This window comes from Actinomadura chibensis NBRC 106107 (assembly GCF_001552135.1).
In the GTDB taxonomy this organism is placed as follows: Bacteria; Actinomycetota; Actinomycetes; order Streptosporangiales; family Streptosporangiaceae; genus Spirillospora; species Spirillospora chibensis.
The window spans coordinates 15,484-41,324 of record NZ_BCQP01000085.1; the positions used below are offsets into that span (position 1 = coordinate 15,484).

Consider the following 25,841-nt stretch of genomic DNA (forward strand, 5'->3'; position numbering starts at 1 on the left):
GCCGCGCTCAGATGGCGCAGGCGTCGAGCCCGCGATCACCGGCGAGGATCGCCCGCTGGAGATCCTGCAGCGCCCGGCACGGTTCGAGGCCCAGCTCCTGGCTGAGCGTGTACCGCGCCGTCTGATAGACCTTCAGCGCGTCCGCCTGGCGCTCCGACCGGTACAGGGCGAGCATCAGCTGACGGTAGAAGGTCTCCCGCAGAGGATTCTCTGCGACCAGCGAGTAGAGCCGCCCGACCAGCTCGCGGTGCCGGCCGAGCTGCAGCTGCGCGTCGATCATCAGCTCCATGCACTCCAGCCGCGACTCGGTGAGCCACGTGACGAAGCCGTCGACGATCGGGCCGGACCGCAGGCCCCCGAGGACCGGTCCACGCCACAGGTTCAGCGCGTCGTCGAAGCAGGCGATGGCCTCCGCGTGGCGGCACTCCCGCAGGTGCGCCCGCCCCTGGTTCATGAGCTGGAGGAACACGTGGAAGTCGATCTCGTCGACGCCCTTGTGCAGGATGTAGCCCGACACCCGCGTGGCGACCGGGCTGTCCGTCCGGCCCGGCCGGCGCAGGAACTTGCGGAGCTGGGAGACGTAGACGTGCAGCCCGGCGGTGGCCCGGCGGGGCAGTCCGTCGCCCCATATCTCGGCCATCAGCCGGTCGAACGAGACGACCTGGTCGGAGCGGATCAGCAGCACCGCCAGCACCGTCTCGACCTTGCGCGCGCTGATCGCGGACGTCCCCGTCCCGTCGACCAGCCGCATCGGTCCGAGTAGCTCGTATCTCACGCCCTGCTCCCCCCAAGCGCCCGGGCGGCGCCGAGCGTTCCGACGACCGTGTCGATCACCTCGGCGGACGCGTCCTCAAGGTAGAAGTGCCCGCCGGGGAAGACGCGCAGGTCGCACGTCCCCGTGAAGTGCTCCTGCCACGCGATGGCCTCGTCCACCGTGGTCTGCGGGTCCGACTCGCCGACGAGGACGGTGACGGGGCAGTCCACCGGTGGTCCGGGCGTCCACGCGTAGCGCTCGATGGCCCGGTAGTCGTTGCGCACCGCCGGGAGGATGGACGCGAGCAGCTCCTCGTCGCGCAGCAGCCGCGCGTCGGTGCCGCCGACCCGGCCGAGCTCGGCGATCAGCTCGGCGTCGTCCATCGTGTGGACGGTCCCGGGCCGCCGCCGCGACGGGGCCCGCCGCCCGGAGGCGAAGAACCACAGCGGCGCCGTGCCCCGCTCGGCGGCGAACCGGCGCGCCACCTCGTACGCGACGACCGCGCCCATGCTGTGGCCGAAGAACGCGAACCGCGGCGACAGCCGGTCCGCGAGCACGGCGAAGATCTGGTCGGCCAGGCGGGGGACGCTGTCGACGGGCGGCTCGTGACGGCGGTCCTGGCGCCCCGGGTACTGCAGGACGAGCGCGTCGATCTCCGGCGGCATCGCCTTCGACATCGGGAAGTAGTAGCTCGCCGAACCGCCCGCGTGCGGGAAGCATACGAGCTGGACGTCACCGGGACCGTCCGGATGAAACCGGCGTATCCAACGGTCGTCCTCGCGGGAGCGTGGCATGTGCTGGTCCTTTCTCGGCCTGTGGACCGGCCTCGTCACTCGGCGATCTTGGTCCTGGTGGTCCACCGGAAGATCGCGGGGCCGTCCGCGGCCGGGTCGGCCGGGTCGGCCGCGTCGACCAACTCGAAGTGCTCGTATCCGCCGCGGTGGGCCAGTTTGATCGTCCGCGCGCCGGCGTCCGCCCGGCACCGGCGCGTCGATTCGGGGATGTCCGCGGGGCCGCCGACGAGGGCGGCCTCCACCGTTCCGGGCTCCGCCGCGCGAGCGCCGGCGGACCTGCTGTCAGCTCCACTCATTTGACAGACCCTCCAACTCCCGAAGGTGGTCCGTGTCGACCACACCGCATCAATGATGCGAATATCACGGTTTGTAACGGAACACCCCTAGCACCCTTACTCCACCCCTAAGGCGATTCAGGGGGCGGAGAGGCGTCAGCGGCTGCCATAACATCGGCCTCCCGGATGGGGCCCGGCCACAACGCCGGTACTCGATGGCCGAAACGAATCCATCCCGCCGCTGTGATCAAGTTCCCAGATCTCAGTCCACTCCCGGTCAACCTTTGCGAATACCTGCTCAGAGCGTCGGCGGGCGGCGTCCGATCCATTCCGCGCACACATCACCGCTGGTCGCGCCAGAGGCCCGCTGATAGACTTACCGGTAATTAAGCGTGATGCCGGGCACCGTGCGGGGCGGCCGCGCAGGAAATTAGAATTCGGTTCGGTTACGTGCGGGAACTTGACCGGGGGCTCCTCATGAGGCTGGTCGAACGAGATAACGATCTTCGTATGCTCACCGACGCATTCGCCGGCCAGGGGGACGGCGACGGCTCACTGGCGCTGATCAGCGGGGCGCCCGCGACCGGAAAGACAGCCCTGCTCCAGGAGTTCGCCGAGCAGGTCAGAGATGGCGGGGCCGTATTTCTCGAGGCCATCGCCTCGCGCACCGAACTGGGGCAGCCCCTAGGCGTCATCGCGCAGCTCTTCCACGGCATGGAACTGCCGCCCGAGGCCGCCGAACGCGTCGCCCGGCTGATCGACGAGGGCGTCCACTCCGCCGTGCGGGCAGGGTCCCCCGAGCAGCCGACGATCGGAACGCCGCCGCATGTGCTGCGCGGCCTCTGCAACCTCATCCTCCACCTGGCCGAGAACCGCCAGGTGATCATCGGGATCGACGACGTCCACTACGCCGACCCGTTCTCCCTGGAGTGCCTGCTTTACCTGGTCCGGCGAATGCGCACCACCCGGCTGCTGATCATCCTCAGCCAGTGCGACCGGCGCGTCCAAGGCCACTATCTGCAGTTCCGCGCGGAACTCTCCCGGCAGCCGCACTGCCGCACCATCCGGCTCGGGCTGCTCTCCGAGCAGGGGGTGGCGGGGCTGCTCGAAACCACCTACGGGCGGGCCGCCGCGCTCCGGCTGGCGCCGACCTTCCACACGCTGAGCGGCGGCAACCCGCTGCTCGTGCACGCCCTGCTGGACGACCACCTCCCCACCTCCGTGGCCGAGGGCGCGGTGTCGTCGGAGGTCCCGCTCGGCGACGCGTTCACCCAGGCCGTGACCGCGTGCCTGTACCGGTGCGGCAGCCAGACCATGCAGGTCGCCCGCGCGCTGAACCTGCTGGGCGAGGAGGTCGCCCCGGCGGCGCTCGCCGAGGTGCTCGACCTCGACCCCGAGTCCGTCGGCCGGGCCGTCGGCACCCTGACCGCGGTCGGCCTGCTCACCGGCGGGCGGTTCCGGCACGACGCCGTCCGGGCCGCGATCTCCGACACGATCACCGCCGCCGACCGGGCCGCGATGCACCAGCGCGCGGCCCGCGTCCTGCACGACCACGGGGCGTCGGTGACGGTGCTGGCGCAGCACCTGCTCGGCGCCGACCAGATCGACGAGCCGTGGGTCGTCCCCGTCCTGGAGGACGCGGCGCAGGAGGCCCTCCAGCACGGCGCGATCGGCCGGGCGCTGGAGTTCCTGCGGCGCGCGCACGACCTCGCGACCAACGACGAGCAGCGGGCGGCGCTGAAGGCCGCGCTGGTCCGCGCCGAGTGGCGGGTCTCGCCGTCGGCCGCCGCCCGGCACCTGCCCGAGCTCATCCTGCACGCGCAGGAGGGACGGCTGAGCTGGCCGGACGTGTCCGCCCTGATCGGGCACCTGATCTGGCACGGGCGGCTCGACGAGGTGGTCGGGCTGCTGACCGTCCTCGAACGGCGTCCGGCGCAGGGCACGCCCGACGACGAGGCCCAGGTCGGGCTCGAAACGCTGCGGCTCTGGGTGTGCTGCTTGTTCCCCGAGCACCTTGGGGCGTTGCGACCCGATTGGAGCGTTCCCCAGCCCGCCGGGCTCGTGTCGTTCCGCGCGCTCGGCCAACTGCGCGCCGCCGACGTGCTCACCGACGCGCTGGACGGCGACATCGACGACAACACCGTCGTTGCCGCCGAGCAGGTGCTCCAGGGCGCGCAGTGGAGCAACACCCCGATGGCCTCCACGTTCGCGGCCGTCGCGGCGCTGATCTTCGCGGGCGAGCTGGACAAGGCCGCGCTGTGGTGCGACGCCCTGATCATGACCCCGGCGAACCGGCACGCGCTCGCGCAGCAGGCGCTGCTGTGGGCGATCCGGGGCGCGATCGAGGTCCGGCAGGGCCGGATGGCCGCCGCCGAGACGTCCGCGCGGACCGCGCTGAACCTGATCTCCCCGCAGGACTGGGGCATGTTCATCGGCCTGCCGGTGACGATCATGCTGGTGGCGACGACCGCGCTCGGCAAGTACCTGGAGGCCGCCCGCTACCTCGCGATGCCGGTGCCGGAGGTGCTGCTGCGCACCCCGCTCGGCCTGCACTACATGCAGGCCAGGGGGCGGTGCAAGCTCGCCACCGACAACGGGCAGGCCGCGCTCGGCGACTTCGAGATGTGCGGCGAGCTGATGGTGAAGTGGGGGCTCGACCTGCCCATCCTCGTCCCGTGGCGGACCGACGCCGCCCGCGCCCTGCTCGCCATGGGACGCCGGCGGCAGGCGCGCGGGCTCGTCCACGAGCAGCTCGCGCGGCTGGCCCCGGAGCACGCCCAGGTGCGGGGGATCTCGCTCGGGGTGCTCGCCGCCGCCAGCGACCCGGTCGACCGGCTCCCCCTGCTGAAGGACGCGGTCGCCACCCTCGACAAGTGCGGCGACCGCTGGGAGCTGGCCCGGGCGCTCGCCGCGCTGAGCCGGGCCCACCAGTTGCTCGGCCAGCGGGCCGAGGCGGCGGAGACGGCCGCCCGGGCGCGCCGCCTCGCCGAGGAATGCGGCGTGCCGGAAGAACAGTTGTCGCCGATCCCTATTCCGCCCCCGGAAATGGCGACGGACGTTTCCCTGGAAGCGGACGAAGACGATCTCGGCGGCGGCCACTCGCCGGAGGAGCTGAGCGGCGCGGAACGGCGGGTCGCCGACCTGGCCGCACGCGGCCACACCAATCGGCAGATCGCCAGCATCCTTTTCATCACGGTCAGCACGGTCGAACAGCACCTCACCCGGGTGTACCGGAAGCTCAACGTGAACCGGCGGTCCGACCTGCCTGGCAGGCTGCACACGGGAGGCGGGGAGCCCGAGCTGGCCGCGCACTGCGCCGGTCCGGGAGAGCACGCGACGGGCCGCCCCGAGGGCTGACTCAGCGCGACCGGACGACAACCCCTAGACGGCTGGGACAAGGGTCGCGATTCCGCCGAATAGGGGTTCTGCGCCGAAAATCACGCTTATATGATTCGGGCACTGATTTTCGACCGATAACGGCGCGTTCGGCCGAGGAGGAAAATGGTATTCGCGGTCGGCCCGGTGGCGCCCCTCGGGGCGCGCGAATTCATGATCTTCCTGTTGCAGGTGGCGTTGCTGCTCCTGCTGGCCCTGCTGCTCGGTGAACTGGCGTCCCGGCTGAAACTGCCGCCGATCGTCGGCGAGCTGTGCGCCGGGGTGCTCGCGGGGCCGTCCGTCCTCGCGCAGCTCTCCCCCGGCCTGTCGGACTGGCTGCTGCCGCGGAGCGTCGCGCAGTTCCACCTCCTGGACGCGGCCGGGCAGATCGGCGTGCTGCTGCTCGTCGGCCTCACCGGCATCTCCATGGACCTCGGGCTCGCCCGCCGCTACGGGTTCACCGCGGCGCGGGTCAGCATCGCGGGGATCGTCATCCCGCTCTCGCTCGGCGTCCTCACGGGGCTCGCCCTGCCGGAGTCGCTCGTCCCGGACGGCGCCGACCGGAGCACGTTCGTGCTCTTCCTCGGCGTCGCGATGGGGGTGAGCGCCATCCCGGTGCTCGCCAAGACGCTGATGGACATGAACCTCCTCCAGCGCGACATCGGGCAGCTGACGCTGAGCGCGGTGCTGATCGACGACATCGTCGGCTGGCTGCTGCTGTCGGTCGTGTCCGCCATGGCGACGACGGGGGTCCGGGCGGGCGAGGTCGCGCTCTCCTTCGGCTACCTCGGCCTCGTCATCGTGTGCGCGGTGGTGGCCTACCCGCTGGTCGGCCGGGCGCTGCGGCTGGCGGACGCCTCCGACCGCCGGGCGGGCGGCGGCAGCGGCACCACGATCGCCGTCGTGACGACGCTCCTCCTGCTCAGCTCCGCCGCCACCCAGGCGATGAAGCTGGAGGCGGTGTTCGGCGCGCTCGTGGCCGGCATGGTGATCGGCCGGAGCCCGGCCCTGGACCACGCGAAGCTCGGCCCGCTGCGCGGCGTCGTCCGGGCCGTCTTCGCGCCGCTGTTCTTCGCCACCGCCGGGCTCCGCATGGACCTCACCGCGCTCGGCCGTCCGAAGGTCCTGCTCGTCGGGGTGAGCGTGCTGGCCGCAGCGGTGGTCGGCAAGTTCCTCGGCGCCTACCTCGGCGCCCGGCTCAGCAGGCTCGGGCACTGGGAGGCGGCCGCGCTCGGCGCCGGGATGAACGCACGCGGCGTCATCGAGGTCATCATCGCGATGGTGGGTCTGCGGCTCGGCGTCCTGAGCGCCGAGATGTACACCATCATCATTCTGGTAGCCATCGTGACCTCGCTGATGGCGCCACCCTTCCTCCGCGTCTGCATGGCGCGGGTGGAGACCACACCCGAGGAGCTCCAGCGCGCGGAACGCGCGCACTCCGTCCGTCTTCGTGAGGCTGATGAAGTTGCCTGAATTCACCGCCGGTACCACCGGACCTTGCCGATGAGTCCGCCGACGGAGGTCTACCGTCGGCGCACCGGCAGCGAGACCAAGGCCGAGATCGAGAAGGTCGCGCTCGCGCTGTTCACCAGGAACGGCTACGAGGCCACCACCATGCGGGAGATCGCCGAGCAGCTGCAGATCACCAAACCCGCCCTCTACTACCACTTCAGCAGCAAAGAGGAGATCATCCGGACGCTGTTCGAGGAGCACCTCGCCACCTGGGACGAGATCATCTCCTGGGCCGCGTCCCAGCCGGCGTCCCCCGACCTGCGCCGCGAGGTGCTCACCCGGTGGGCGAACGCCACCCGGCACCGGCGGATGGAGCTGATCAGGCTCGCCGTCGCCAACCAGGAGTCGATCAAGGCGCTGGCGCCGCTGCGCACCGGCATGGCGAGCCGGCTGACCGAGCTGGTAACGATCCTGATCGGGCCGGAGGCGTCCGTCCGCGACCGGATCCGCGCGCGGATGGCGGTGCTCAGCGTCAACATCGCGGTGATGACCGGGCAGGAGCTCGGCGCCGAGGAGGGCGACATCCTGGACATCGCGCTGGAGGTCGCCCTCCGGGTGCTCCCCGACCTCGACGACGTCCCCGCTCAGCCGGTCGCTCGACCGGCCGGGCGGCCGGACGGGTAGCCGGACGGGCGACCGCACGGCCGCGGGAGGTCTGCGTCACTGAAGCGCAAAGTCGCCCGCTTCGGCGGCGTGTCGGCACTACGCTGGACGTCACAGAACGCTGTCGACACGCGCCGCACCGTAGGCGTAGGAGCGGAAGTGAACGCACCCCGACCGGACGGCGTCCCGGAGCCGCGACGACTCGTCCACCATCCCGCCGTGAGCGGCCCGACGGTGCTGCGCATCCTGCTCGGCGGCCAGTTGCGGCGGCTGCGCGAGGCGCGGGGGATCTCACCCCGGGACGCGGGCGAGGCGATCCGCGCCTCCGCGTCCAAGATCAGCCGGTTGGAGCTCGGCCGGGTCGGGTTCAAGAAGCGCGACGTCGCCGACCTGCTCACGCTGTACGGCGTGCTGGCCGACGACGAGCGCGAGCCGCTCCTCGACCTGGCCGAGCGGGCCAACCGGCCCGGCTGGTGGCAGAGCTACAGCGACATCCTGCCGCCCTGGTTCGAGGTGTACATCGGGCTGGAGGAGGCGGCGGCGACGCTGCGCGTGCACGAGACGCGGCTCGTCCCCGAACTGCTCCAGACCGAGGACTACGCCCGCGCCGCGCTCCAGATCAGGCATCCGATGGCGTCCTCGAACGAGATCGAGTGCCGGGTGAACGTGCTGATGCGGCGGCAGCGGATCCTCGCCGGCGCCGCGCCCCCGCAGGTGTGGGCGCTGGTGGACGAGGCGGCCCTGCGCCGCCCGATCGGCGAGGCCGACACCATGCGCGACCAGCTCGGCGCCCTGCTCGACGCGGTGCGCTCCAAGCGCGTCACGCTGCAGATCGTGCCGCCCGCGCGCAGCGCCATGACGGCGATGGTCGGCCCGTTCTCGCTGCTGCGGTTCGCCGAGCCCGACCTGCCCGACGTCGTCTACATGGAGCAGCTGACCAGCGCGCTCTACCTCGACAAGACCGCCGACCTCCAGGTCTACAAGCGGCACCTGGACCGGCTGTCGGTCAACGCGGCCCCGCCCGCCGACACCGAGCGCGTGCTGCGGGAGCTGCTCGACGCGCTCCGCTAGCCGGAACCCGCACGGCCGGCCGGAGCCCGCACGTCGAGTCAATTTCTTTCCCGGTCGCCACTTTCATTGCACATTCCCGACGACCGGACGAGAATTGGCGCCCAGCACGCGTCATGCCCGATGGGCGCAGCCCCGAACGACCGCGACAGTGGGAGGCGAAGTCGTGACCGGCGACCCGTACGCCCCCGGCCAGGAGCCGGAGATCCAGATCGACACGAGCGTGGCGCACCCGGCCCGGGTGTGGGACTACTGGCTCGGCGGAAAGGACCACTACCCCGCCGACCAGGAAGTGGGCGACCAGCTGGAAGAGACTATTCCCGAGGTGGTGCTGTGGGCCCGCGCCGACCGGGAGTTCCTCGGCCGCCTCGTCCGCCACGTGATCGGCGACGGCGTCCGGCAGTTCCTCGACATCGGCACCGGAATTCCCACCAACGACAACACCCACCAGGTCGCGCAGCGGCTCGCCCCGGAAAGCCGGGTCGTGTACGTCGACAACGACCCGATCGTGCTGGCGCACGCGCGGGCTCTGCTCACCAGTTCGCCCGAGGGCGCCACCGATTACATCGACGCCAATCTGCACGACCCCGACACGATCCTGACCGAGGCGGAACGCACGCTCGACTTCTCCAAGCCCGTCCTCATCACGCTCATGGGCATTCTGGAGTTCAGCGTCACCGACGAGGCGTACACGGTCGTGGACCGGCTGCTGGAGCCGTTCCCGGCGGGCAGCCATCTCGCCATCGCCTGCCCGAGCAACGAGTCCAACACCGAGGCGATGGACGAGGTCGCCCGGAAATGGAACGACAGCGGCGCGACCCCGATCGTGATGCGCAGCGCCGCCGGGCTGACGCGCTTCTTCGACAAGCTGGAAATGCTGGAGCCGGGGCTCGTCCCGCTGCCGAAATGGCGTCCCGACCCCGGCACCCTCTACGCCGACCGCGACATGGACTTCTACTGCGCCGTCGGCCGCAAGCCCTAGCGCGACGCTATGCCGGAACGTTTCATCCAGGCGAACGGCGTGGAACTCTGCGCCGAGGAGTTCGGCGACCCGGCCGATCCCACGGTCCTCCTCGTGATGGGCCTCGGCGCGTCGATGCTGTGGTGGGACGGGGAGTTCTGCCGCCGCGTCGCGGCCGGCGGGCGGCACGTGCTCCGCTACGACCACCGCGACACCGGGCGCTCGGCGCCGGGACGTCCCGGGTACACCGGCGCCGACCTGGTCGATGACGCGGCGGGGGTGCTCGACGCGTTCGGCGTCCCCGCCGCGCACGTCGCCGGCGTCTCGGCGGGCGGGGGGCTGGCGCAGCTCCTCGCCCTCGGCCGGCCGGACCGCGTGCTGTCGCTGACGCTCGTCAGCACGTCGGCCGCGGTGCCGACGGGACGCGAGCTGCCGCCGCCCGCCGAGGCGTTCGGACGTTTCCTGTCCACCGCCGAGGTCGACTGGTCCGACCCCGACTCGGTGGTCGAGTACCAGGTCGGTTTCGCGCGGATGCTCGCCGGGGCCGAGCGGCCCTTCGACGAGGACGCGGCGCGGGACCTCGTCCGCCGGGACGTGGCGCGGGCCCGCGACTTCGCGGCCGCGCGCAACCACGACGCCCTTCCGGACGGCGACCGGGAATGGGGAGCGCTGTCCGCCGTCGCCGTGCCCACGGTGGTGCTTCACGGAACGGCCGATCCGATGTTTCCGATCGGCCATGGGGAGGCGCTCGCGGACGTCATTCCGGACGCGGCGCTCGTCCCGCTGGAGGGAGCCGGGCACGGGTTGGAGCGGGCCGACTGGGAGACGGTCGTCGCCGCGCTCCTCGGGGTCAGCGAGCGCCCGGAACGGCGCCCATCGTCCACTGACCGGTGGTGATGCGTTCGCGGAGTTCGTCGGCGCTGCCCGCGTGGACGATCAGGCTGCCGCCGCCGATGCCGCGCACGGCGGTCCAGCGGCGGCTGCGGCGGTCGAGCACGATCCCCCATCCGCCCGCCGGCGTACTGTTGAACTCGGCCCTGATCCGGGCCAGTTCCTGATCGCAGAGGTCGTCGTCGCTCTGTTGATCCGTGCGCGGTCGGGCGCTTGACGCCGACGATGGTTCGGAGTGCATCGTGCCACTTCCTCGGGTTGTGGACTCCATCACATGCTGACCCGAGCGGGGGGCGATGCCCAATCCCACCCGCCTATAGCCGTGGGTTATGGCACTCGCCGCCGGGGGCGGGGCTGTCCGCCGCCGGGAACGGGTGCCAGGGTGGTGGCATGCGGATTCTCATCGTCGGCGCGGGGATCGTGGGGGCCGCGCTGGCCGACCGGCTCACCCGTCCGGACCGCCGGATCACGATCGTCGAGGGGCTGTCGCCGGGGGCGGGGACGTCCGGCACGAGTTATGCCTGGCTGAACGCGAATGATCCTCGCGACCCGGTGTACCACCGGTTCCGGACGGAGGCCCTGCGCGCCTGGCGGGAGCTGGCCGCCGGGCTCGGCGACCCTGACTGGTACCGCCCCACGGGGAACACCGTGTGGGCGACCGGCGGCGCGAAGGCCGAATTAGCCGAGCGGGTAAGGCGCCTTACCGCGCTGGGCTATGCCGCCGAGCGGATCGACGCCGGAGGGCTCCGCGCGATCGAACCGCATATCCGGGTCCCGGACGACGCGTTCATCGCGCATTTCCCGGACGAGGGCCATATCCGTGGGGAACCGGCCGCGCGGAGCCTCGTGCGGCGCGCGGAGGAGGCGGGCGCGGAGGTCGTCACCGGACACCGCGCCGCCCGCCTCACACTCGACGGCGACCGGGTGACCGGCGTCCGGCTGGACGACGGCCGGGACGTGCCCGCCGACCTCACCGTCTGCGCGGCGGGGCGGCACGGTCCCGCGCTCCTCGCCACCGCCGGGCTCACCCTCCCGCTGGTCGACCCGGCCGCGCCCGGCTCGGCCGCACCCTGCCTCGTCGCGACGACCACGGCGACGGATACCGTGCTGAACGGACTCGTCCACGCGCCCGGGCTGTCCGCGCGGGCGGCGGGAAACGGAGGGCTGGTGCTGGAGGCCGTCGACCTGGACGCCGGAATCGACGAGTCCGTCTCGCCGGACCGCGTCCGCGAGGTCGGCGCGGAACTGCTCACCCGCGGCCGGGCCGTCATTCCGGGGCTGGACGCCGACATCGCGGAAATGCGGCGCTGCGTCCGTCCGCTGCCGGTCGACGGATATCCGCTGATCGGCCCGCAGGCGCCCGGCCTCTACACCGCCGTCACCCACAGCGGGATAACGCTCGCGCCCCATCTCGCCGCGCTGATCGACCGCGAGATCGACGGCGATCCCGTGCCCGAACTCGCTCCGTACCGGCCGGACCGGCCACTCACGAATACCGGTAGCTGATATGCGATTCGCCATTTCCATTCCGCAGGACCTCGACGACCACAAGTTCGACCCGGACGGGTTCCGCGCGTTCATGCGGCGGGCCGAGGAACTCGATTTCGACAGCGCCTGGACGCAGGAGCAGGTGCTCGGGAACGCGGCCCGCTCCAGCCCGCTGGAGGCGATGACGTTCGCCGCCGCGTGCACCGAGCGGATCCGGCTCGGCTGCTCGGTGTTCGTGACGCCGCTGCACAGCCCCGTCCATCTGGCGAAGAGCCTGAGCACGCTGGACCAGCTCAGCCGGGGACGCGTCGAGGTCGGCGTCGGCTCGGGCGGGCAGGGCCGGATGTTCTCGGCGTTCAACGTCGACCCGGAGGGCCTGATCACCCGGTTCGTCGAGGGACTGAACCTGATGAAGGCGTGCTGGACGCAGCCGTCCATTGATTTCGACGGCCGTTTCTGGCAGCTCCAGGACGCCGCGATGGAACCGAAGCCGTTCCAGAAGCCGCATCCGCCGATCTGGTTCGGCGCCCGGCATCCGAACGCGCTGCGCCGCGCGGTCGCGCACGGCGACGGGTTCTTCGGGGCCGGTTCGACGACGACCGAGAAATTCGCCGAGCAGGTGGGGATCGTCCGGGAGGCGCTCGCGGAATCCGACCGCGACACCGCCGGATTCCGCATCGCCAAACGCGTCTACGTCGGAATGGACGACGACGCCGACCGCGCGCGGGAAAGGTCGGCCGCCGCCCTCGGGCGCCTTTACGGGCTGGGCGACCTGCTGCCCGTCGCCGTCACCGGCCCGCCGGAGGAATGCGTGCGCGGAATCCGCGACGTGGTGGACGCGGGCGCCGAACTCGTCCTCCTCACCCCGCTCTTCGACGACGCCGAGCAGATGGAGCGGTTCGCCGCCGAGGTGATCCCCGAGGTGCGCTGAGGACGGTCAGCCGCCCGTGTAGGGGCGGGCGCTCGATTCGCGGACCTGGAGCTCGGGCGGCAGCGTGACCCGCTCGGGCTCCCCGCCGCGCATCATGCGGACGAGCAGGTCGACGCCCTGCGCCCCCACCTGCTCCATCGGCGAGCGGACGCTGCTCAGCGGGATCGTGAGCTGCGCGGCGATCGGCACGTCGTTGAAGCCGACGACGGCGACGTCCCGTCCGGCGCGCAGGCCGCGCTCGCGGAGCACCCCGAGGACGCCGATGGCGGCGAAGTCGCTCACCGCGAAGATCGCCGACGGGTGGGGGTCGTCGGCGAGCAGGCGTTCGGCGGCGAGCGCGCCGCCCGCCGCGTCGAAGCTCGCGTGGACGACCCGGTGCCCCGGCACCGGGTGGCCGCGCTCGGCGAAGTAGCGGGTGAAGGCGGCCGTGCGGTCGATGCCGTTGGCCGCGTACGGCAGCCCGGCCACGACCCCGACCCGGCGGTGCCCGAGCGTGTAGAGGTGCTCGGCGGCGAGCCGGCCGCCGAGCAGGTCGTCGCAGGTGACCGAGGGGTGGTCGGCGGCGCGCCGGTTGACCAGCACGAACGGGACGCCGTAGGCGGCGAAGTCGGCGACGAACGCGCCGTCCACATGCGCGTCCCCGAAGATCATCGCATCGACCCGGCGGGACAGCAGCATCTCGACGTGCGCCTGGCGGGTGGCGGGGTCGTCCCAGGAGTTGCTGACCATGGTGTGGAAGCCGTGCCGGGTCGCGGCCCGCTCGACGCCCTCGTAGATCGAGGCGAGGACCTGGTCGGTCAGCCGCGCCATCATGACGCCGAGCAGCCGGGTGCTCTGCCGCCGCAGCCCGGCCGCCTGGATGTCGGGCACGTAGCCGACTTCGCGGGCGACCTGGCGGACCCGCTCGGCGGTCGCCGCCGACGCGGCCCGCGCCCCGCTGGTCGTGCCGTTCAGCACCCGGGAGACCGTCGACACGTGAAGCCCGGTCAGTTCGGCGATCGTCTTCAGCGTCGCCCGGCCGGCCGTCGCCCGCGGCGCCGGATCGGCGGCCTCCTGCCGGCCCGCCCCTCGCATGACCACCCGAATCCCCTGGCCATCCACTCGCCGGACGATTCCGCGCACGGCTCTTGACAGGCCCCAGGTTAGCAGTCTCTTATTGTGCAAACGTTATAGCCAAACGTTTGCTCAGACGGGTTCCGAGCCGGGAGGTGCGCGCATGGCGACCGAGGTCCTCACCCCGCCGCGGACGCGGCCGGTCGCCTGGCTCGTGTCCCTGTGCGGCGGCGCCGTCCTGCTCAACGTGATCATGAAGGCGTTCGAGGACGGCCTGCCCGCCGCCCCGCCGGAGGCCGCGAGCCCCGCCGGGCGCGGCCTGCGCGCCTGGGCCGTCTGGGTCCTGGGCGACACCAACGAGGCGCAGTTCTACAAGACCTCGCTCGCCGGGCTCGGGCTCCTGCTGTTCGCGGCGGGCGCGCACTACGCGGCGCGCCGCCGGCTGCGGGCCAGGGGGTTCGACATCGCCTACGGCACCGGCCTGTGGCCCTGGCTGCTCGCCGCGTCCGGGCTCGCGCTGCTGCTGTCCAACCTGCTGTGGGGCTGGACGCTCGCGCCCGACCGCTGGCAGCCGACGTTCGTGCCGTTCGTGTCGGTGGCCCCGTCGGTCGTCCTCGTGTACGGGGCCGGGTGGCGGGTCGCGCTGACCGCCGCCGGGCTCGGGGCCGTCCTCACGACGCCGGTGTCGATCCTCGTGGTCGAGCGCTTCTGCACGCCGCTGGATCTCCCGGCGGTGATCGGGAACGTCACCGGCATGTGGGTCGGGGCACTGCTCGCGTTCGCGGTCTGCCGGGGGCTGCCCTGGATGACCGTCCCGCCGCCCGCTCCCGAACCCGCCGCCGCCCAGGGCGAGCCGAGGGCGTGGCTGCCGCGCCGGGCGCTCGCCGACTTCAGCGAGGCGCAGTTCTACGGGAACGAGTGGGCGTCGCTCGGCCTGGTCGGCGGCGCGGTGCTGGCCTGGGCGGTCAACACGGCCGGGCCCGCGTACGGCAGCGGCGTGTTCCCCGACCTGCTCACCGCGCAGATCCTCACGGCCGTGCTCGGCGTGTGGCTGCACTCGGAGCGGTGGCGGCGGCACGGCTGGTACCCGACGTTCGTGCCGGTCGTCTCGCTCGTCCCGGCGGGCGTGATCGCGGTCGGCGGGGGCTGGCCGGTGATCGTCCTCGTGTCGGCGGCGGGGGCGGCCGCGGGGCCGCCGCTGGCCCGCGCCATCGCGGTGCGGCTGCCCGCCGACTTCCATCCGTTCATCGGCAGCGTCATGTCGATGACCGTCATCACCCTGATCGGAGTGCCCGTGCTCAAGCTGCTCGACTCGGCGGGGCTCGTATGAGCCCGTCCAGCGCGTCCCGAGCGAAGATCTTCTCGGCCCGCCGGATCATCACCATGAACGGCGACGAGCCCGAGGCCGTCGCCACCCTCGGCGAGCGCGTCGCCGCCGTCGGGACGCGCCGCGAGCTGCGCGACCGCTTCCCGGACGCGGCGGACGTCGACCTCGGCTCCGGCGTCCTGCTGCCCGGGTTCGACGACGCGCACGCCCACCCGTCCGTGCTGGCGGACGGCGGCCTCTACGTCGACCTCGCCCCGCCGGTCACCGGCAGCGCCGAGGAGGTGCGGCGGGCGCTCGCCGAACGGGCCGCGCGGACGCCCGAGGGCGAGTGGGTCGTCGGGCACAACTTCGACGTGTCCCGCACCGAGGACGGGCGGGCCGTCGACCGGGCGCTGCTCGACCGGGTCTCCACCCGGCACCCGGTGCTGATCATCCACTACTCCTACCACGGCGCCGTCGCGAACTCGCGCGCGCTGGCGGCGGCCGGGTACGACGAGACGACTCCCGACCCGGTAGGCGGCGAGCTGGTGCGCGACGGCGGTCGGCTGACCGGCGTCCTGTACGAGCGGGCGTGGATGGAGGGCTATCTCGGGCACGGGTCGCGCCCGCCGCTGGTACCGCAGCCGACGATGGACGCGCGGGTCGAGTCGCTGCGCCGCATGCTCGCGAGGATGAACGCCGCCGGGATCACCTCGGTGACCGACGCGATGGTCCACCCCGCCGACTGGGCGCTCTACCAGGCGGCGCGGGACGCGGGCGCGCTCACCGCCCGCGTCGGGATGCTGCTCTGGTACGAGTTCTTCGAGCCCGCGCGGGCCCTCGGCATGCGCACCGGCTTCGGCGACCCGACGCTGCGGTTCAGCGGCGTGAAGATGATGACGGACGGCGCGGTGTCCGGCGGGACGTGCCTGTGCCGCGCGCCCTACCTCGGCGCGCTCGGCGAGCGGACGGCCGGGATCCAGGTCATGCCGGACGAGGAGATCGCCGAGGTCGTCCACCGGGTGCACGCGGCGGGCAGCCGCCTCGCCGTCCACGCCAACGGCGACCTCGCGATCGCCAAGGTGCTGGACGCGATCGAGGCCGCGTCCGCCGCCACTCCCCCGCGTCCCGGCCAGACGCACCGCATCGAGCACTGCTCGGTCGTCGATCCCGAGCTGGTGGAGCGGATCCGGCGGCTCGGCGTGATCCCGGTGCCGTTCGGCGCGTTCATCTCCTACCACGGACACAACCTCGTCCGGCACTACGGGACGGAGCGCGCCGCGCGCATCTCCCCGCACCGGACGTTCCGCGACGCGGGGATCACGGTGGCCGGGTCGTCCGACTACCCGTGCGGCCCGCTGGAGCCGCTGTTCGCGCTCCGGTCGATGACGACGCGCCGGGCCCAGGACGGGACCGTCCTCGGCCCCGACCAGCGGCTCACCCCGTACGAGGCGCTGGAGGTCTACACCGCCGGGTCGGCGGCGGCGTCCGGCGAGGCAGAGGACAAGGGCCGCGTCACCGTGGGCCGCCTCGCCGACTTCACCGTGCTCGGCGAGGACCCGCTGCGCGTCGAGCCGGAGGCGCTCGCGGACGTCCCCGTCCTTTCCACCTGGGTCGGCGCGGAGCCGGTCTGGCACGCCGATTCCGAAAGCGTCTAGGAGGTCCCGATGCCCACCGTCCTGCCCGAAGACCTGACCATCCGCGAGTTGCGCGAGCTGTACTCGCGCGGCGAGGCCACCCCGATGGACGCGACCGACGACGCGCTCCGCCGCGTCGAGGCCGACCCGGACCTGCGGGCATTCGCGCACGTCCGCGCGGACGAGGCCCGCGAGGAGGCGCGCGCGGCGACGGCGCGGCTGGCGCGCGGCACGCCGCTCGGCCCGCTCGACGGCGTCCCCGTCGCGGTGAAGAGCATGGTCGCGCTGGCGGGCCTGCCGCAGGACGCGGGCTCGCGCGTCCTCGAAGGGCGGCGCGCGGGCCGGGACGCGACGCTGGTCGGCGCGCTGAAGCAGGCCGGGGCCGTGATCGTCGGCACGACCACCATGGACGAGTTCGCGCTCACCACGCTCGGCCCGGCCCGCAACCCGTTCGACCGGACGCGGACGGCGGGCGGCTCCAGCGGCGGGTCGGCGGCCGCCGTCCAGGCCGGGATGTGCTTCGCGGCGGTCGGCACCGACACCGGCGGCAGCGTGCGGATCCCGGCGGCGTGCTGCGCGGTCGTCGGGCTCAAGCCGACCTACGGGCTGGTGCCGACCGACGGGATCGTCCCGCTGGCCTGGTCGCTCGACCACGCGGGCCCGATCGGGCGCACCGCCGCCGACGTCGCGGCGCTGCTGGACGTCCTGCTCAGCGGCACCGGGACCGCGCCCTTCGCGGCCGGGCTCGATGGCGTGCGCCTCGGCGTGCCGTCCGAGGAGTACCTGAGCGTCACCGACCCGCACCTGCTGGCCGACTTCCGCGCCGCCCTCGCCGCCGCGGCCGACGCGGGCGCGGAGATCGTCGGGGTGGAGCTGCCCGACCAAGAGCGGGTGAAGGCCGTGCACTGGCCGGTGCTGTCCGCCGAGATGGCGGCCTACCACCTGCGCCGCTTCGGCACGGCCGAGGACCGCTACGAGCCGCCGATGAAGGACGGCATCGCCGCCGGGGCCATGGTCACCACGGAGGAGTACCTGACCGCCCAGCGGGGCCGTCCGGCGCTGCGGGCCGAGGTCGACCGGGCCCTCGGCCGGGTCGACGCCGTCGCGCTGCCGACCCTCGCCATCGACCCGCCCGAGATGGGGCGGACGGTGGTGGAGCTGGCCGGACGTCCCGAGGAGGCCGTCGCCGCCATGGTCCGGCTGACCTCGCTGGCCAACCACACCGGGCACCCGGCGGTGTCCGTCCCGCCGGGCACCGCGCCGAAGGGCCGCCCGGCCGGGATCCAGCTCATCGGACGCCACTACGACGAGCACCGCCTCCTGTCGATCGCGGGCGGCCTGGAGGCGCTCTCCTAGCGCCGGTCCCCGGACCCGGGCACGTCAGCGCCAGTCGCCGATCAGGACGAACGGGGCCCAGTGGAAGGGGTGGGCCTCCCAGGGATCCCGGGGCGACTCGATCAGCTCGCGTTGCGCGGCCCAGAAGTTCCGCCAGAGCGGTTCGCCGGGGTTCTCGGCGAGGCGGCGGTAGAACGCGGCGAGGAGGCGGCCGGAGCTCGTCCGGTCGACGTTCCACAGGGTGGCGATGACGCTTCGCGCCCCCGCGAACAGCAGGACGTTGGCGAGGCTCGTCACCTGCTCGACGGGGTCGTACCGGTTGGTCGAGCAGGCCCGGAGCACGATGAGGCCGACGTCGATCCCGGCCCCGGCCATGTCGCCGACCGTGAGCGTGTGCCGCAGCCGCTTGTCCATCGGCATCTGGGCGGGGACGCGGCTGGGCCGGTCGGTTCCGTCCGAGAGGAGCAGGCCCGAATCCAGCGGGTGGTAGGAGTCGTAGTGGCCGTGGCAGGTGATGTGCGCCAGTTCCCGCGAGCGCAGGCCGGCCAGGACGGCGTCGCGCGTGGCCGCCCGTCCGTGGACCTCGTCGACCGCGCGGCCGATCGAGGTGAACAGGGCCGCGTCGCCCTCGACGGCGTCCGGGTCGGGGTCCTCGACGGCGGCGACGGCGGCGCAGAACGCGGCGCCGGGACGCGGCCCGCCGTCCCGCCGCCGTCCGGTGTAGAGGAGCGCGCTGGCGGCGGAAACGTGGGTGACGGCGTGGCGGAGGACCAGCGGCTCGCCGCCGACCGGGAGCGCGTGCAACGGGACGGCGTGCAGGGGCCCGTCGGGTGACACCAGCAGATGGTCGCCCGGCGGCACGTTCGCGAGGAAGCCCGTCAGCCGGGCTCCGAGGTCGTCCAGGAAGGCGAGGTCGCGCTTCCACGGGCGGCGGGGCGGCAGCGGGGCCAGCGGCGGGAACTCGTCGGGCGCGCCGTTGAACGCGCGCTCCAGCCGGTGCGCCGCGTCCGAGATCTCGGCGGAGTTCACGGGGACGCGCGTCACCGACAACCGGTCGGTGCGCGGGGTGTAGGTGAAGACGATGGTGTCGTCCGTGCCGACGCGGAACGAGACGAGGGTCGTGTCGGTGTCGCCCGCGAGCTCGCGGCGCAGTTCCCGCAGCGTCGCGGGATGGGCGCGGCGCAACCGGACGTACCGGGCGTCGTACGGCTCCATCCGCGACCAGACCTCGGCCAGGGACTCCTCGATGCCGCGCAGCCGTTCGCGGGCGAGGACGGCCGTCGAGTCGGCGGCGTCCCGGCGCTCCTTGAGCAGCTCGGCCTCGCGGCGGGCGAGGTCGGCCGGGACCGCGGCGGGCGCGGAGAACGACGCGGCGGCGAGGTGCGGCAGGACGTTCCGGCACTTGGCCTCTTCCAGCAGGTCGAACGCCAGCTCGTGCGCGGTGCGGTCGTCCGGGAGCGCGTCCGGCGGGTCGGCGCGGCAGAGCAGGTCGACGAGCAGGTCGGTGGCGGACGCGTCGCGGTCCGCCCAGAGCAGGTCGAACGCCTCCCGCCGGTCGGCGGGGGCGCCGTCGGCGAGCGCGCGGGCCAACGCGTCCCGGATGTGGCCGACCTCGACGGCGTCCGCGGTCCTGGCGGTCGCGCGCCGGTACAGGTCGCGGAGGACGGCCCGCGCGCCCGCGTGGTCGCCGAGCGCCGCGAGCCGCCGGGCCTCGGCCTGCCGCCCCACGTTGACGACCAGCCAGGCGGGATCGGCCTCGGCCTCGGCGATCAGCCGCCGCTTCAGCTCGTCGCGGCCGCGGAGGCGGTGCAGGCGGCTGAGCAGCATGACCAGCCCTTCGCGGCGGCGGCCCACGGCGTCGGCGACGTCGAGCGCGCGCAGGAAGGCGTCCTCGGCCTCCCGCGCGTCGCCGCCGCTCGCCGCCAGGTCGCCGAGCCCGAACCAGGCGAGCGCTGCCCCGAAGCCCGGCCGCGGGGCCGCGTCGTGGATGTCGACGACCCGCCGGAAGCAGCGGGCCGCCTCCGCCCGCCGCCCGGACGAGGCCAGCACCTCGCCGAGGTTGTTCAGCGCCGGGCCCTCGAAGCCCGGCCGCGAGCGCGTCCAGTCGAGGATGCGGCGGTTCTCCCGGACGGCGGCGCGGACCCGCCCGGCCTTGCCGTGCGACCCGGCGACGTACGACCACGCCTCGAAGGCGACCGCGTCGTCGCCCGCCCGCTCGGCCAGTCGCACGGCCTCCTCGTAGGCGTGCCGCCCCCGGTCGTACTCCCGCAGGTCCTCCAGGAGCAGCCCGTACAGGACGCGCCGCCGCGCGGCCAGGCCCCACACGCCCGGCATCCCGGCCAGCAGGCCGAGGTCGGTCAGGACGAGTTCGGTCCCGGCGAGCACCTCGATGGCCTCGCGGATCCGGCCGAGGCCGCGGAGCTTGCGCGCCAGCCGATCCCCGGACATGGCCCTGGCGAGGCCCCCGGCCTCCAGGAACTTGACCGGCACGGCGAGCGCGTCGCGGTACGCGGCGAGGGACGGCTCGATGAGGCCGATTCCCCACAGGTGGTCGCCGAGGCCGTTCAGAGCCGTCCGCAGCGTCTCCTCGCCGTCGCCGCCGGAAAGGGAGCGTTCGAGCCCGCGGCGGTGCCGCGCGGCCTGGTGGCCGAGGCCGCGCCGGTGGCATTCGGCGATCCAGGCGGCCCTGGCGTCCGCGCGGTGCCGCTTGTCGGCGCTGAGCATGAGCAGGGCGATTCCGGCTTCGAGTTCCGCGCCGGTCCCCGGCGTCAGCGGCGGGCGCATCTTCGACAGCAGCGCTCCGGCGTCGACGCCGCGCCCTCGCATGTGGAGGAATTTCGCCAGCAGGCCGGGCTTGGTGCGTTTGGCGCGGGTGTAGACCAGGAAGTCGGCGACCCCGCGCTCGTCCAGCGGCGGCGGTTCGGCCGCGCGCCGCTCGCTCTCGCGGAACGACTCGTGGAAGCCCCGCCCCTGGATCTCGCGGGCGGCGTCCGCGAAATGGCGGGCCAGGTCCGCGTGGGCGGTGAGGCCGTCGTCGGCGTAGGCGGACGCGGCGGCGTCCAGTTCGGCGATGAGCGCGGCCATCTCGCGGGCGCCGTGCAGCAGCCGCTGGACGTGCTCGGCGGACTCGGCCGCGAACAGGAGCCGGACGAGCCGGCGCTCTCGCTCACCCACGCGGTCCGCGCTCCCGGAGGAAGGCGACCAGGTTCATGACGTCCTGCCGTTCGCCGTCGTCGGACGCCAGGTCGAACGCCCTCCGCACATGGTGCTGCGCCCTCTCCACGTCGCCGTTGGCCCAGTGGACCTGGGCGACGTTGAAATGCGTGGTGTGGGAATCGGAATCGGCGACCAGGCGCTCCGCGAGGTCGAGCGCCTCGGGCAGCCCGCCGTCGCGCGTCGTCACCGCCATCATGAGGACCAGCCGGAGGTTCAGGTCGTTCGGCGCGGCGCGGGAGAGGTCGCGCAGGTCGTCGACGGCGGCGGCCGCCTCGGGGCCGTCGCCGATCGCGTCCTGCGTGAGCCGCTGGATCCGCGCCTGGTCGACCGGCCGCGGCCCGGCGGTCGCGGCCGACCTGATCCGCTCCAGCAGCGACGAATGCGGGGCGACCGCCTCCAGTTCCCGGAAGACCTCGGTGAGCCGTTCCGACGGCCCGCCCATCGCCAGCGCGCCCGCCAGGAGTTCGAGCGCGGCCGCGTCGGACGGGTCCTCTTCGTGCGCGCGCTCCAGGACGGCCACCACCTCGCCCGGCGGGGTCTCGTCGCCGTGCTCGGCCGACAGTTCTATGAGCGCCCTTCCCAGACCGAGCGCGTCGCCCGGTTCGGCGATCCCCCGGTCCACGCGCTCACGCAGCATCGCCGTTCTCAGCCGCAGGAAGGCCGCCTGCCGGGTCCGGTCCTCGACCCAGGAGGTGAGGCCGCGTGACACCTGCCGGATCAACCGCTGGTAGACCGTCCCCTCCGCGTGCTCCTCCGCGGTCCGCAACTCCCGCATCGCGAGCCGGAGCTGGCCGCTCTCGAAACAGCACTTCGCCAGGTTGAACCTCGCCATGAAGGAGCGGGGATGCGCGGCCAGCGCCGCGCGGAACGCCGCGATCGCCTCCTCGGTGCGGCCGAGCGCGCCGAGGCACACCCCGTGGCAGTTGGCCGCGCCGGCGTCGCCGTCCGCCGCCTCGCGCGCGAACTCGGCGAGCGTCTCCGCCGCCTTCGCCCGCGGCACGACGGTGATCTGCGACACCGCGCTCTTGCGGGCCTCGTCCTCCTCCACCATCCACAGGAACTGGACCTTCGGGAGCGTGGAACTCATTCGGCCCGGTCGTTCTCCGGCGGCGGGAGCTCGTTCCGCCCGCCGACCGGTCCACTGAGCAGCCGGGAGACGGTGGCCGCCAGCTCGCGGATCAGCGCGGGCGGCGCGGCGGCCTTCGACAGCCGGAACTCGAACTCCGTCTTCCCGTCCCGCCGCTTGATGCGGACCTCCACCTTCGTCTGGAGCCAGCCGACCAGCGCGGCGAGCGCGACCGTCCCGGCGAGCGCCGTCTCGACGCCGAGCCGGTCGTCGGCGGGCGGGTCGGCGAGGACGGCGGCGGTCGCGGCGCCGGTGTCCGGGTCGGCCGCGAGGTGGTCGAGCAGGCGGCGCGGCAGCGCGAGGTCGTCGCGCGGGACGACCCGGGGGACCCCGCCGCCCTCGCCGAGCAGCGCGCCGACCAGCGCCTCCGCCTCGCCCGCGTCGAGGGGCGCGTCCCCGGCCGCCGTCCGGGCGAGGTCCTCGGTGATCTCCTGGAGGGCGAGCAGGACGGTCTCGTCCGCCAGCGTCCCGGCGGCGCGCGATTCGGTGGTCATGAACGTCTCCAACCCGGTAGGCGGTGCGGCGGACGATCGGCGGGCTACGGTGGGCCCGTGACCACCTCGGGATACTCCGGCACACCGCTCGCCAAGAAGATCGGCATCAAGGCCGGTCACCGGGTGCGGCTCACCCATCGTCCGGAATCGTGGACGGTTCCGGACCTCCCCGACGGTTGCGCGGTCGCCGCCGGCGGGCCCGCGGACGCCGACGTCACCGTGGCATTCTTCCGGGAGCTCGGCGACCTCGCGGCCGAGGGGCCGGATCTGGTCACCGACCTGGCCGACCACGCCATGCTCTGGATCGCCTGGCCGCGCAGGGCCGCCGGGCACGTCAGCGACATCACCGAGAACGACCTGCGCGACGTCTTCCTGCCGCTCGGCGTCGTGGACGTGAAGGTCGCCGCGCTCGGGGACGACTGGTCCGGGCTGAAGTTCGTCCGCCGCAAGGAGAATCGGACAACGTAAGGCGGCGGCCCGGCCACCTCGCACGGCACGACACGGGGCGTTCTAGTGCCTGCGAGACGGCCGGGCCGCCACGATCAGAAGGTAAGGACGACACGGGTCAGGACGACACGGCGCACTGCCCGCGGTCGGCGCGGCGCGGGCCGTCGGCCGTCGGGCGGATGTCGAAGTCGAAGATCTCGGTCGGCAGGTAGAGCGAGCAGCAGGCGTTCGGGATGTCGACGACGCCGCTGACCCGTCCCTCGATCGGCGCGGCGCCGAGCAGCAGGTAGGCCTGCTCGCCGCTGTAGCCGAACGTCTTCAGGTACTCGATGGCGTTCAGGCAGGCGTTGCGGTAGGCGACGGTCGCGTCGTTGTACAGGTTGGTGTCGGTGTCGTGGTCCACCGAGATGCCGATGAACGACACGAACTCCGAGTAGCGCGGCTCCACGTTGCCGGGCATGAAGATCGGGTTGTTGGTGACGCCGTACTTCTCCATGCCGCCCTTGATGAGGTCGACGTGGAAGTCGATGAAGCCGCCCATCTCGATGGCGCCGCAGAAGGTGATCTCGCCGTCGCCCTGGCTGAAGTGCAGGTCGCCGCCGGACAGCAGGCCGCCCGCGACGTGCACCGGGTAGAACACGCGGGCGCCGCGCGTGAAGTTCTTGATGTCGTGGTTGCCGCCGTTCTCGCGCGGCGGGACGGTCCGCGCCCCCTCCGCGCCGACCTTGGCGAGCGCGTCCCCCGTGAGGTTCCCGGCGAGGACGCCCTCCGGCAGCGGCGGCAGCGCGAGCGGCGGCACCCGGGTCGGGTCGGTGTCGATCAGCGCCTGCTCGCGGGCGTTCCACCGGGCGAGCAGCTCGGGGGACGGCGCCGTCCCGAACAGCCCCGGGTGCGTGATGCCGGTGAACCGCACGCCGGGAATGTGGCGGGACGTCGCCTGCTGGCCGTGGAAGTCCCAGATGGCCTTGTAGGCGTCCGGGTAGTGGTCGGTGAGGAAGCCGCCGCCGTTCTGCTTGGCGAAGATCCCGGTGTAGCCCCACCCCTGGCCGGGCCGCGGCCCGGTCTCCTGCGGGACGGGCCCGATGTCGAGGATGTCGACCACGAGCAGGTCGCCGGGCTCGGCGCCCTCGACCGCGATCGGGCCGCTCAGCATGTGGCACGGCGACAGGTCGACGTCGCGCACGTCGTTTGCGGAGTCGTTGTTGCCGATCTGGCCGTCCGTCCATTCGCGGCACTCCACGCGGAACTCCGCGCCCGGACGGACGGTCGCCGCCGCCGGGATGTCGGGATGCCAGCGGTTGTGGCCGGGCGTGGCCTGCTCGCGCATGGAGCGGGCCTGGTCGACGCTGAAGACGACTTCGGGCATTGCCTTGCCTCCTGAATTGTTTGCCGTGTGAACTTCTGGACCGCCGGTGCGGTCAGGCTCCGGGGGCGGGCGCGGCGGCGCCGCGCCGCGGCCGGGCGACGACCCACAGCCCGGCGACGACGAACACGGCGGCGACGGCGAAGACCGCCGCGAACGCGCCGGACGTCGAGTAGTGGTCGGTCAGCAGCAGGAACGCGGGCAGCACCGCCGTGCCCCACGCCGCGGCGAGGGTCACCCAGCCGGTGAAGGCGGTGAGCTCGTCCCGCTTGAGCCCGAGGACGAGGAAGAACAGGAACCACAGGAAGGACCAGCAGAGCCAGATGACCCCGAACGGGTGGTCCTTGGCGTCGAAGAAGTTGATCCCCGCGAACACGATCGCGACCACGGACACGAACAGCGAGAACCAGCCGACGCCGGTGGTGTCGAGCCCGGCGAGCAGGCCGACGCCGACGTAGAGGTAGGTGAAGCCGAACAGGTAGATGCCCGCCGCCGCGGCGATGGCCGGTACGTTGTCCCCCGCGTTGACCAGCAGGATCGTCGGCAGGACCACCTGCATCGTGCCGACGAACAGGTTCAGCACGGCCGCGGCCCGCGCCTCGACGCGGCCGAGCATCATCATCGCGTTGAGGAAGAGCACCGCGCCGACGTAGAGCAGGCCCACGCTCGCCATGGCGTCCTCCTCAGGGCCGCGGGAGCAGGGCGTGGCGCGGGTCGGACGGCGGGGCGGGTCGCCGCCGCGCCGGAGGCGGCGCCGACACGACCCGGGGCTCGTGCCTGCTCGCCTCCTGGGCGTCCAGCGCCCGGGTCAGCGGGGCGCCGGGACGGGTGAGCGAGGGCGCCGTCCACACCCGGCGCGCGGTCCCGTCGCAGTGCGCGCAGCGCCGCTCGGGACGCGCCCCGCCCATCGGCAGCGCGAGGTCGAAGGGCCCGCAGCGCGGGCATCGGTACTGGTAGGTCACCATGACGAGCCTCCCATTTACTTTCCCCAGAAAGTATTTCCTCCGGAAGGATCCGTCAATGAGGCCACCCGAAATGACACCTACCCCCGCACCCAGAAAACCCACCGGTCACGCCCCAAAGCCCCGCCGCCGGTGCACAGGGCGCCACGCCGGAGGCGCCCACCACCGGAACACGAGTCGTGCGACCGGAGACGCCAAGCGGCGGGGCACGGGGCGGGCGGCCGTAGGCCGCCAAGGCCGGAGGCCGCAC

23 protein-coding genes are annotated in these 25,841 nt (G+C 73.1%); 12 read left to right on the forward strand and 11 right to left on the reverse strand.

Annotated elements, in window-relative coordinates:
* Window positions 1-7: 7 nt before the first annotated feature.
* From ACH01S_RS38895 to ACH01S_RS38905, 3 genes are read right to left on the reverse strand one after another with little or no spacing between them, the layout of a single operon-like run.
* On the reverse strand, window positions 8-775 hold the full coding sequence (locus tag ACH01S_RS38895; RefSeq protein WP_067904593.1) for an AfsR/SARP family transcriptional regulator: 768 nt from the start codon (window positions 773-775) through the stop codon (window positions 8-10).
* The gene (locus ACH01S_RS38900) at window positions 772-1,548 is read right to left on the reverse strand and encodes a thioesterase II family protein (RefSeq protein WP_067904595.1); all 777 of its coding nucleotides are present in this window, start codon (window positions 1,546-1,548) and stop codon (window positions 772-774) included. The genes ACH01S_RS38895 and ACH01S_RS38900 overlap by 4 nt, the downstream gene beginning before the upstream one ends.
* Before the next feature lie 35 nt (window positions 1,549-1,583).
* Window positions 1,584-1,844 (reverse strand): DUF5988 family protein, encoded by a 261-nt coding sequence (locus ACH01S_RS38905; RefSeq protein ID WP_067904597.1) that lies wholly within the window; start codon window positions 1,842-1,844, stop codon window positions 1,584-1,586.
* Between the two features lie 456 nt (window positions 1,845-2,300).
* Here ACH01S_RS38905 and ACH01S_RS38910 point away from each other — a divergent pair, with 456 nt between their 5' ends.
* From ACH01S_RS38910 to ACH01S_RS38935, 6 genes are all read left to right on the forward strand, one after another.
* The gene (locus tag ACH01S_RS38910; protein ID WP_083981643.1) at window positions 2,301-5,180 is read left to right on the forward strand and encodes a helix-turn-helix transcriptional regulator; all 2,880 of its coding nucleotides are present in this window, start codon (window positions 2,301-2,303) and stop codon (window positions 5,178-5,180) included.
* 144 nt (window positions 5,181-5,324) lie between these two features.
* Window positions 5,325-6,671, forward strand: a complete 1,347-nt coding sequence (locus ACH01S_RS38915; protein WP_067904603.1) for a cation:proton antiporter — start codon at window positions 5,325-5,327, stop codon at window positions 6,669-6,671.
* Window positions 6,672-6,701: 30 nt separating this feature from the next.
* Window positions 6,702-7,334 carry a TetR/AcrR family transcriptional regulator gene (locus ACH01S_RS38920; RefSeq protein ID WP_148344382.1) on the forward strand — a complete coding sequence of 211 codons (633 nt, stop codon included), beginning with the start codon at window positions 6,702-6,704 and terminating at the stop codon, window positions 7,332-7,334.
* A 138-nt stretch (window positions 7,335-7,472) separates the two neighbouring features.
* Window positions 7,473-8,384, forward strand: a complete 912-nt coding sequence (locus ACH01S_RS38925; protein ID WP_083981644.1) for a Sco1979 family transcriptional regulator — start codon at window positions 7,473-7,475, stop codon at window positions 8,382-8,384.
* A gap of 163 nt (window positions 8,385-8,547) precedes the next feature.
* Complete coding sequence (locus ACH01S_RS38930) at window positions 8,548-9,363, forward strand: SAM-dependent methyltransferase (RefSeq protein WP_067904611.1); 816 nt, start codon at window positions 8,548-8,550, stop codon at window positions 9,361-9,363.
* Window positions 9,364-9,372: 9 nt separating this feature from the next.
* Window positions 9,373-10,239, forward strand: coding sequence for an alpha/beta fold hydrolase (locus ACH01S_RS38935; protein ID WP_067904621.1), 867 nt, complete (start codon window positions 9,373-9,375; stop codon window positions 10,237-10,239).
* Here ACH01S_RS38935 and ACH01S_RS44190 read toward each other — a convergent pair.
* Window positions 10,193-10,474, reverse strand: coding sequence for a hypothetical protein (locus ACH01S_RS44190; RefSeq protein WP_148344381.1), 282 nt, complete (start codon window positions 10,472-10,474; stop codon window positions 10,193-10,195). The genes ACH01S_RS38935 and ACH01S_RS44190 overlap by 47 nt on opposite strands.
* A 149-nt stretch (window positions 10,475-10,623) precedes the next feature.
* On the opposite strand from ACH01S_RS44190, the gene ACH01S_RS38940 reads away from it, so the two are divergent.
* Both ACH01S_RS38940 and ACH01S_RS38945 read left to right on the forward strand, forming a co-directional pair.
* Window positions 10,624-11,739: an NAD(P)/FAD-dependent oxidoreductase gene (locus tag ACH01S_RS38940; protein ID WP_067904624.1), complete on the forward strand. Its 1,116-nt coding sequence runs from the start codon at window positions 10,624-10,626 to the stop codon at window positions 11,737-11,739.
* Between the two features lies 1 nt (window position 11,740).
* A complete protein-coding gene (locus ACH01S_RS38945; RefSeq protein WP_067904627.1) occupies window positions 11,741-12,652 on the forward strand; it encodes an LLM class flavin-dependent oxidoreductase in 912 nt (303 codons plus the stop codon).
* 6 nt (window positions 12,653-12,658) lie between these two features.
* Here the strand turns inward: ACH01S_RS38945 and ACH01S_RS38950 are convergent, their stop codons facing one another.
* Window positions 12,659-13,726: a LacI family DNA-binding transcriptional regulator gene (locus tag ACH01S_RS38950; protein ID WP_067904665.1), complete on the reverse strand. Its 1,068-nt coding sequence runs from the start codon at window positions 13,724-13,726 to the stop codon at window positions 12,659-12,661.
* 142 nt (window positions 13,727-13,868) lie between these two features.
* Here ACH01S_RS38950 and ACH01S_RS38955 point away from each other — a divergent pair, with 142 nt between their 5' ends.
* From ACH01S_RS38955 to ACH01S_RS38965, 3 genes are read left to right on the forward strand one after another with little or no spacing between them, the layout of a single operon-like run.
* A complete protein-coding gene (locus tag ACH01S_RS38955; protein ID WP_067904630.1) occupies window positions 13,869-15,035 on the forward strand; it encodes a hypothetical protein in 1,167 nt (388 codons plus the stop codon).
* Window positions 15,032-16,669 carry an amidohydrolase gene (locus ACH01S_RS38960; protein ID WP_067904633.1) on the forward strand — a complete coding sequence of 546 codons (1,638 nt, stop codon included), beginning with the start codon at window positions 15,032-15,034 and terminating at the stop codon, window positions 16,667-16,669. The genes ACH01S_RS38955 and ACH01S_RS38960 overlap by 4 nt, the downstream gene beginning before the upstream one ends.
* Before the next feature lie 9 nt (window positions 16,670-16,678).
* On the forward strand, window positions 16,679-18,004 hold the full coding sequence (locus tag ACH01S_RS38965; RefSeq protein WP_083981646.1) for an amidase: 1,326 nt from the start codon (window positions 16,679-16,681) through the stop codon (window positions 18,002-18,004).
* Between the two features lie 24 nt (window positions 18,005-18,028).
* Here ACH01S_RS38965 and ACH01S_RS38970 read toward each other — a convergent pair whose 3' ends face one another.
* From ACH01S_RS38970 to ACH01S_RS38980, 3 genes are read right to left on the reverse strand one after another with little or no spacing between them, the layout of a single operon-like run.
* Entirely contained in the window at window positions 18,029-21,157 is a 3,129-nt protein-coding gene (locus ACH01S_RS38970; RefSeq protein WP_067904635.1) for a CHAT domain-containing tetratricopeptide repeat protein, read from the reverse strand.
* Window positions 21,150-22,286 carry a tetratricopeptide repeat protein gene (locus ACH01S_RS44195; protein ID WP_067904647.1) on the reverse strand — a complete coding sequence of 379 codons (1,137 nt, stop codon included), beginning with the start codon at window positions 22,284-22,286 and terminating at the stop codon, window positions 21,150-21,152. The genes ACH01S_RS38970 and ACH01S_RS44195 overlap by 8 nt, the downstream gene beginning before the upstream one ends.
* On the reverse strand, window positions 22,283-22,819 hold the full coding sequence (locus tag ACH01S_RS38980; protein WP_148344379.1) for a hypothetical protein: 537 nt from the start codon (window positions 22,817-22,819) through the stop codon (window positions 22,283-22,285). Before ACH01S_RS38980 ends, ACH01S_RS44195 begins: the two co-directional genes overlap by 4 nt.
* Before the next feature lie 57 nt (window positions 22,820-22,876).
* Between ACH01S_RS38980 and ACH01S_RS38985 the strand changes: the two genes are divergently transcribed.
* Window positions 22,877-23,287 (forward strand): DUF3052 family protein, encoded by a 411-nt coding sequence (locus tag ACH01S_RS38985; protein ID WP_067904653.1) that lies wholly within the window; start codon window positions 22,877-22,879, stop codon window positions 23,285-23,287.
* A 97-nt stretch (window positions 23,288-23,384) separates the two neighbouring features.
* On the opposite strand, the gene fmdA is transcribed toward ACH01S_RS38985, so the two are convergent.
* The 3 genes from fmdA to ACH01S_RS39000 are packed head-to-tail and all read right to left on the reverse strand — an operon-like array spanning window position 23,385 to window position 25,594.
* Window positions 23,385-24,632 carry a formamidase gene (fmdA, locus tag ACH01S_RS38990; RefSeq protein ID WP_067904656.1) on the reverse strand — a complete coding sequence of 416 codons (1,248 nt, stop codon included), beginning with the start codon at window positions 24,630-24,632 and terminating at the stop codon, window positions 23,385-23,387.
* Window positions 24,633-24,684: 52 nt separating this feature from the next.
* Entirely contained in the window at window positions 24,685-25,302 is a 618-nt protein-coding gene (locus tag ACH01S_RS38995) for an AmiS/UreI family transporter (RefSeq protein WP_067904659.1), read from the reverse strand.
* 10 nt (window positions 25,303-25,312) lie between these two features.
* A complete protein-coding gene (locus ACH01S_RS39000; protein ID WP_067904662.1) occupies window positions 25,313-25,594 on the reverse strand; it encodes an FmdB family zinc ribbon protein in 282 nt (93 codons plus the stop codon).
* Window positions 25,595-25,841 lie beyond the last annotated feature (247 nt).